Origin of the sequence: Nocardia pneumoniae NBRC 100136, from assembly GCF_000308755.1 — a bacterium.
Classification (GTDB): Bacteria; Actinomycetota; Actinomycetes; order Mycobacteriales; family Mycobacteriaceae; genus Nocardia; species Nocardia pneumoniae.
The window spans coordinates 1-6,381 of record NZ_BAGF01000140.1; the positions used below are offsets into that span (position 1 = coordinate 1).

Annotated in this window: 5 protein-coding genes; 4 read left to right on the forward strand and 1 reads right to left on the reverse strand. The window is 65.7% G+C overall.

From position 1 onward, the window contains the following. The 4 genes from ON34_RS28770 to ON34_RS28785 form a co-directional block, all read left to right on the forward strand. On the forward strand, nucleotides 1–474 hold a 474-nt coding region (locus tag ON34_RS28770; RefSeq protein WP_040785479.1), incomplete at its 5' end, for a phage tail tip lysozyme. Between the two features lie 692 nt (nucleotides 475–1,166). Continuing rightward, nucleotides 1,167–2,108, forward strand: a complete 942-nt coding sequence (locus tag ON34_RS28775) for a transglycosylase SLT domain-containing protein (RefSeq protein WP_245548243.1) — start codon at nucleotides 1,167–1,169, stop codon at nucleotides 2,106–2,108. 305 nt (nucleotides 2,109–2,413) lie between these two features. Then, nucleotides 2,414–4,666, forward strand: coding sequence for a hypothetical protein (locus tag ON34_RS28780; protein WP_040785485.1), 2,253 nt, complete (start codon nucleotides 2,414–2,416; stop codon nucleotides 4,664–4,666). Nucleotides 4,667–4,784: 118 nt separating this feature from the next. Then, nucleotides 4,785–5,669: a MurR/RpiR family transcriptional regulator gene (locus ON34_RS28785; RefSeq protein ID WP_040785488.1), complete on the forward strand. Its 885-nt coding sequence runs from the start codon at nucleotides 4,785–4,787 to the stop codon at nucleotides 5,667–5,669. A 279-nt stretch (nucleotides 5,670–5,948) separates the two neighbouring features. Here ON34_RS28785 and ON34_RS28790 read toward each other — a convergent pair. Continuing rightward, nucleotides 5,949–6,381, reverse strand: a 433-nt coding sequence (locus ON34_RS28790; protein ID WP_218003941.1) for a CHAP domain-containing protein, incomplete at its 5' end; no start/stop codon positions are given.

Genomic DNA, 6,381 nt, shown 5'->3' on the forward strand with positions numbered 1-6,381 from the left:
TACACACCACCGACCCGGTCGGGATCCGCGGACAGTATCCCTGGCGGCACGAGTCCCCAAGTCGCGCAGATGTATCAGTACCTCATCTCGAAGTATGGGCTCACACCTGCGCAAGCGGCCGGAATTCTGGGCAACATACAGGTCGAATCCGGTTTCAGGACCGATGCTTTCAACCCGCGTGAAGGCGCCATAGGTCTATGCCAATGGTTGGGCGGACGACGGCGGAATCTGGAGCGGTTCGCCGCGGCCCAAGGCAAGTCCGTCTACGACTGGAAAGTCCAAATGGATTTCATGATGCACGAATTGCGCGCTGGTGAATCGGGTGCATACGCTCGTCTCAGAGCCACGGCGACGCCCGCCGCCGCGGCGGCGGTGTTCGATCAATACTACGAAAGAAGTTCCGGCGAGGCCCGTGGCCAACGCATCGCAAATGCGAACGGCATCGCGGCGGCCATGCGTAATGTCTCCGCGTAGCCGAGAAAGGCGCGAGTGCGCGACCTGACTGTGTAGGGGTCTCGATTCATCCGGCGCCTGGTCGTGCAGATCGCCCAACCCGAGGGATCGTGAGCAGCGTGGTCTCCTGCCGCTGTATTCCCGCGCTCGGGAATACAGCGGCAGGAGAATCGATGGAAATGGGGTTAGGCTGCGGTTACGCTGCCGGGCGAGTCTCGACGCGAGGGGCCTCCAGTGGGTTCGCGCGATACAGCGAGGCAGGTGACAAGAGGCCAGCGGATCGACGGAGGTGCCACACCGATGTCCAGAGCCGAGAACGCCTTCCATGCCAGCACCATCGCGGATGGCCGATTCGCCGATGATCGCTACGGCTCGGTCTGCGGTATCTCGGGCATCCGCATCATGCCCGGCCGCGCTTAGGTGGGGACCTGATGTCGCCGACGAAGCGAACACCCACTGAAACGGATCCCGACCATACCGATGACGTTCGTGACGTCCGCGCGAGCGCCACCACTTCTGCGCCCCGTCGTCCGGCCAAGTCTTCGCCGCGGGGCAGTCCAGCCCCGGCACCTCCTTTGTCGGCCGGTGCGCCCGCGTCTGTGGGACCGGCCGCCGGTGCGGCGCAGGCGCGAAGTCAGGCTGCGCCTGCCGTAGCCGAAACACCTTCCGCCGCCTCGGGCCCGGCGTCGATTCCGCGCGCGGACGCGATGGGGATGGCGGGTTCGTCCATGCCGATGGCCGCCGCGGCGATGGGTGCCCTGGCCGCTATCGCGGCCCAGTACGGCGACGGACCGCCGACCGCCATGACAGGCCAGCCGTACCGGCCGCCCGATATCGGGGCGGCGGGACCGAGCGGGCCCATTGCGTGGGACGGCGAGCTGGGCTCGCATTATGCCGCGAGCGGCCAGAATCGGGCACGCCACGGGGACGCCACGCAGTCGATGAACACCGAACTCGAGCGCATCCTCGGCGGAGCGGTGGACAGTACCACCCAGGGGCGGGCCGCGATCGGGGCGATCATCGCGGAGGTGAACACAGCCCTCACCGCGCTCGGCACCATCCAAGACGCCAATGCGAGCAGGCAGCTGGTGATCTCCACCTTGGAGAACGCATTGCAGCGCGCGGGAACGGTCCTCGGGCAGGGGCAGGCCTCGGCGGTGCTCACCGCCGATCGAGTGGCCGCATTGGCCGATCGGTACCTGCGGGAATCGCGTCCCGCGCGGCCGCGGAGACCCCGCCGCGCGACGCACCCCGGCATGCGCGGTCCCAGCGGTGGTCCGCCGCGCACGCGGCCTTCGGGGCAACAGGGCCACTGGATCAACGAGGCACTGCACGTGTTGCGTCAGCACGGCTACGACACGCGACAGATCGATCCGGCCGATATCGCGGCCATCATCCAGCACGAGTCCGGCGGCAACCCGAACGCGATCAATCTCTGGGACAGCAACGCCGCGAGGGGGATCCCGTCCAAAGGGCTGATGCAGACCATCGATCCGACGTTCAACGCGTATTCCCTTCCGGGACACCGCGATATCTGGAACCCGGTGGACAACATCGTCGCTGGAGTGCGATATGCGATCGACCGATACGGATCGGTCAGCAACGTGCCCGGGATTGTGCAGATGCGCAGCGGCGGATCGTATGTGGGGTATTGAAGCCGGTCGCGTTCTGCTCGTCGTGCGGCGCGCACCGGGCGGCTGGCCACCAGTTCCCGAGCTACCCCATCGGTCAATTGTTCAATTTGATTGCGCCACTGTGTAACTCGCATGTGCGGGAAGCTTTTCCGGTCATGCGGAGCAGGCGCCGGATCTTGTCCGAAGCATGAACAGTTGGTTGCTCAATGGGGTTGATACGCAACTATTGTTGCGTCATGCTGGACTCTATGGTTGCGCGCTCCCTCCCGAGTCGGTCAGCACGGCAGGAACGCGAATCGGACGATCCTGAGAGTCTCTGTCCGGCCGTGGTGCTCGCACGGGTACGCGCCTGGCTCGCCGCCCGTCCCTGGTGCCGCAGGATCATCTGGTTTCTGCTGACCGTCTTCGCGCTCTTCGTATTTTCCGGCCTACTCGGCGCGGTGGCGACCGCGCAGAACCCGGCCCCCTCGGCCGGAACATCGGAAATCGACGGTCTCAGCTGGATGAGAATCCGTGACTCCTCGGGTGCCTCGTTGTCCTGCTACACCTTCGCTACCGACCGGGGCGGACCGCTGAACCCGGGCGCCACCATCCTCTGGGCGATCCTCGGTCTGCTGTTCATCGCATACATGGCCATCGTCACGTCGGCGATCTGGTTGATCGGTTATGTGTTGAGCTTCCGCTGGATGGACTGGTTCGCCGCCGCGCTGCGCGGCGTCGCTGATGCGCTGACCGGTCAGATCGCGACGCCGATCATGCTGGTGACGGCGGCGACGATCGGCGCGTTCTTCGTGGCATGGTTCATCGTGCGCGGGTATCACGCGAAGGCCGCGATCCAGGTTGTGACAATGGCGGGAGTGGCGATCCTCGGGCCGGTGTTCCTGGCCGAGCCGCTATCGGAGGTGCTGTCCTCACATGGATTGCTGGCCCAAGGCCGGGATCTGGGTATCTCGGTAGCCGCGGGGCTCAACGGGAACTCCAGCCCGAATCCATCGCAGTTGATCACGACGATGCAGGAAGATCTCGCCGACAATTTCGCGCGCCGCCCGGTGCAGGTCTGGAACTTCGGGCACGTGGTGGACGAGAGCCCCGCCTGTCGGGCCGCGTGGACGGCGGGAATCCGAGCGGGTGACGTCGATCGCGTGAAGTACGGCATGAAGGTGTGCGGCGACGCGGCCGCGCACGCCAAGGCCAGCGATCCCACCATGGGGCAGGTCGGCACCGGCCTACTGCTGCTGCTATGCGGCGGAATCCTCCTGGCATTCGCGGCGTATCTGAGCATCAAGGTCATGAAGACGGCCATGGACGCGATCTACCACTGCTTCATGACGATCTTCGGATTCGCCGCGGGCGGCTTCGTCTACGGCCCGACGCAGACGTTTTTGGTGCGCAATATCGTCGATGGGTTCATCGCGGCGGCGCGAATGGCGGTGTTCACCATCTTCCTCGGCGTCTATGTGCTGTTCCTCGGCAACTTGTTCCAGCAGGCGCGTGGACAGGTCATGGCGGTGATCATCATCGCGGGTGCGGTCGAGGCCATTGCGATCTCCCAGTTGCGCAGACTCGACTGGAGCCTCAGCAGGGGTAACGACTGGGTGGCGAACCGATTCGCGTCGGCGGTCCAAGGACCGCCACGCTCGGGAGGTGGAGGTGGCGGAGGGGCCGCGCTCGGCATGGGCGTGGCTCAGGCCGGAGGGTCGCTGCGCGCCGGGTTCCTGTCGGGGATGTCCTCGCTCAACACGATCAATGCGTCGCCGGTGACCGCGTGGCTGCTCGGGGCCACGGTGAGTCCGTTGAACCCGCTGTCGCGCCGGAAGAAGCAGGTGGATCTCAACAACATCGCCATGTCGCCGATGCAGCGCGAATTGGTCGAGCGCAACCATGCCGCTCTGGAGAACTGGCTGTTCAAGGCGGCCGGACGGTCGGAAGGATTGGCGGGCGCTCTCCGTGTCGCGAATGTCCTCGATGGTCTGGGCGACAGCAAGGCCCCGGACGCGATGCTCGGTACGCTCATGCGGGCGAACGGTGCGACCGATGCGGAAGTGACGGATGCCCTGCGTGCGGCGGCGGTCCAGAAGGCCAGCATGAAGGAGTTCAATCCGCTCGGCTTCGCGCCGTTGCAGAAGGCGATCGCCGCGGGATACGCGGTGGAGAACCATCAGAACGCGGGCCGCGCGCTGCCGGCATTCGCGGCGCAGGCCGTGGTCGCTGCGGACAACTTCGTGCGGCACTCCACCGCGCCCATGAACCAGCTGAACTTCGCCAATCCCAATATCACTCCTCGGAACGCCGCCGCAGTTCGATTCGTGCAACGTGTCTTGGGGGCACCTGGCCAACCCGGCGTGGTGGACAACGAACAGCGGCTCAGAGCGATCACCCCGCAGGAGTGGCTGGCCGCGGGGCGCGACGCTCGCCAGCACATCGGACGGCAACTGGCTTTGCAGCACCAGGAAGCGGCCACGAACTACTACCACAACCGGAACGACACGAATCTTCAGGCGTTGCAGCGGTCGACCCGGCGGCTGGCCAACTTCAACAACTTCGATCCGAACCGCGGGCTCAACCCATGGTCTTCGTAGACGGGCATGTGGGCAGGCTGACATTATTCGCCGATCGGTGGTGTGGGAGCCGCCGTCGCGGGCAATATCGAACGAATGGATCGGCAGTCGGCCTCCGCGGTCATCGGATAGGGCACCCGTGGCCAGCGAGGCACCCCACACATATCGCGAGTTGCGTGCGATCTTGCAGCAGCGATTCCCCGAGCTCGCGGACGGTCAGCAGCGCATCGCCCGACTCGTGCTCGACGATCCGGACGGCACCGCGTTTCGCAGCATCGGGGAGAGTGCGGAACTGGCCGGTGTGCATCGCTCGTCGCTGGTGCGCTTCGCGACCATGCTCGGCCTGTCGGGATACCCGGATCTGGTCAAGCTCTGTCGGATGCAGCTCGCCGCGGAGGCGAATCTGTTGCGGGAGCGCGCCGCCGAGCCGACCACGCGAGAGCAATTCCTCTCCGTCGTGCTAGATCGCGACACGGCCAATATGGCACGCGCCTTCGACCGGATCGACCGCGACGACTGGGACCGGGCGGTACACGCGGTGGTGTCGGCCGAGACGGTGCATGTCGTCGGTCTGCGGGCCTCGCTGTCGGTGGCCTACCAGCTGGCCTATCTGCTGCGGGCGATACGGCCGGGGGTCAGACAGATCAGGGCGGCCGCCGGACTGCTCGTCGACGAGCTGCGCGGGATCCAGCCCGGCGACACGCTCGTAGCGATATCGATCCAGCGATATGCGCGTGACACCGTTCATGCCGTGGAGTGGGCCCGCCGACGTGGCGCCACGACCATCGCGCTCACCGATGGGCCTTCGTCGCCGCTGGCCCGCATCGCGGATGTGACGTTCTACGCCGAGACCGACAGCGTGGCGGAACTTCCTTCGCTGACCGCGCTCACCTCGGTCGCCCAAGCATTGGCATTCGCCGTCAAGCATCAGCTGGGACCCGACCTGCGCTCGGATCTGACTCCGGACGAGCAGTTACTGGAAGAGTTTGCCGTGTATGAAGATCATCGTGCGCGAGGTATCTGATCGTCATCGCCATACCGACCGCCGATCGGGCGGCAGGGTGATGTGGGCAGGTCCAGTGTGCATAACTGGTCGTCTTCGACCGGCGACCTGTCCTCGCCGCTGGCTCGTGCCGCCGATCCGACGTTCTTGTGCAAACCGGCATGTCACCGTGTTGGGCTGGCTCACCGCGTTCCCTCGTCCACCCGCTGGTCATCGTTGCCGCGATCCGGCTGAACTCGCTGGGGGGTGCGGAAATCGCCGCCCCGGGAAGCAGTTGTTCGGCTCGAGCCGCGCGGGGAGTCAGCCTGGTGGGTGGACGACGCCGACCATGCCGCTGGCGCCGACGTTGTAGGTTCTCCGCTGCACCGCATCGCTGGAATTGCCCTCGATGGTGGTGATGGTGTTGCCGTTGCGCGCCACCACCATGCCGATGTGGCCGCCGTTGTTGAGGACGACGAGGTCGCCGGGTCGGGCGCTTGATGCGCTGCCGGCGAGGCCCATACGTCGGGCATCGGACCAGATGGTCCGCACGTGATTCTTGTTGGTCCAGGGCACATTGATGCCGGCTTGCCGCCAGGCCCAGGTGGCGAAGGAGGCGCACCACGCATCGTTGATGTTGTACGGCCGGTTCACACGATTCTCCGCGTACTCGCGAACACCGAGTTCGCCAGCGGCGATCTGGATCGCCCGCTGCACGGCCGACGACATTCCGGCCATGCCGCTGGATTTATAG

Bases quoted from the DNA above. Each gene is read 5' to 3' on its own strand.
- ON34_RS28775 (WP_245548243.1), top strand. From the start codon at position 1,167: ATGGCGGGTTCGTCCATGCCGATGGCCGCCGCGGCGATGGGTGCCCTG.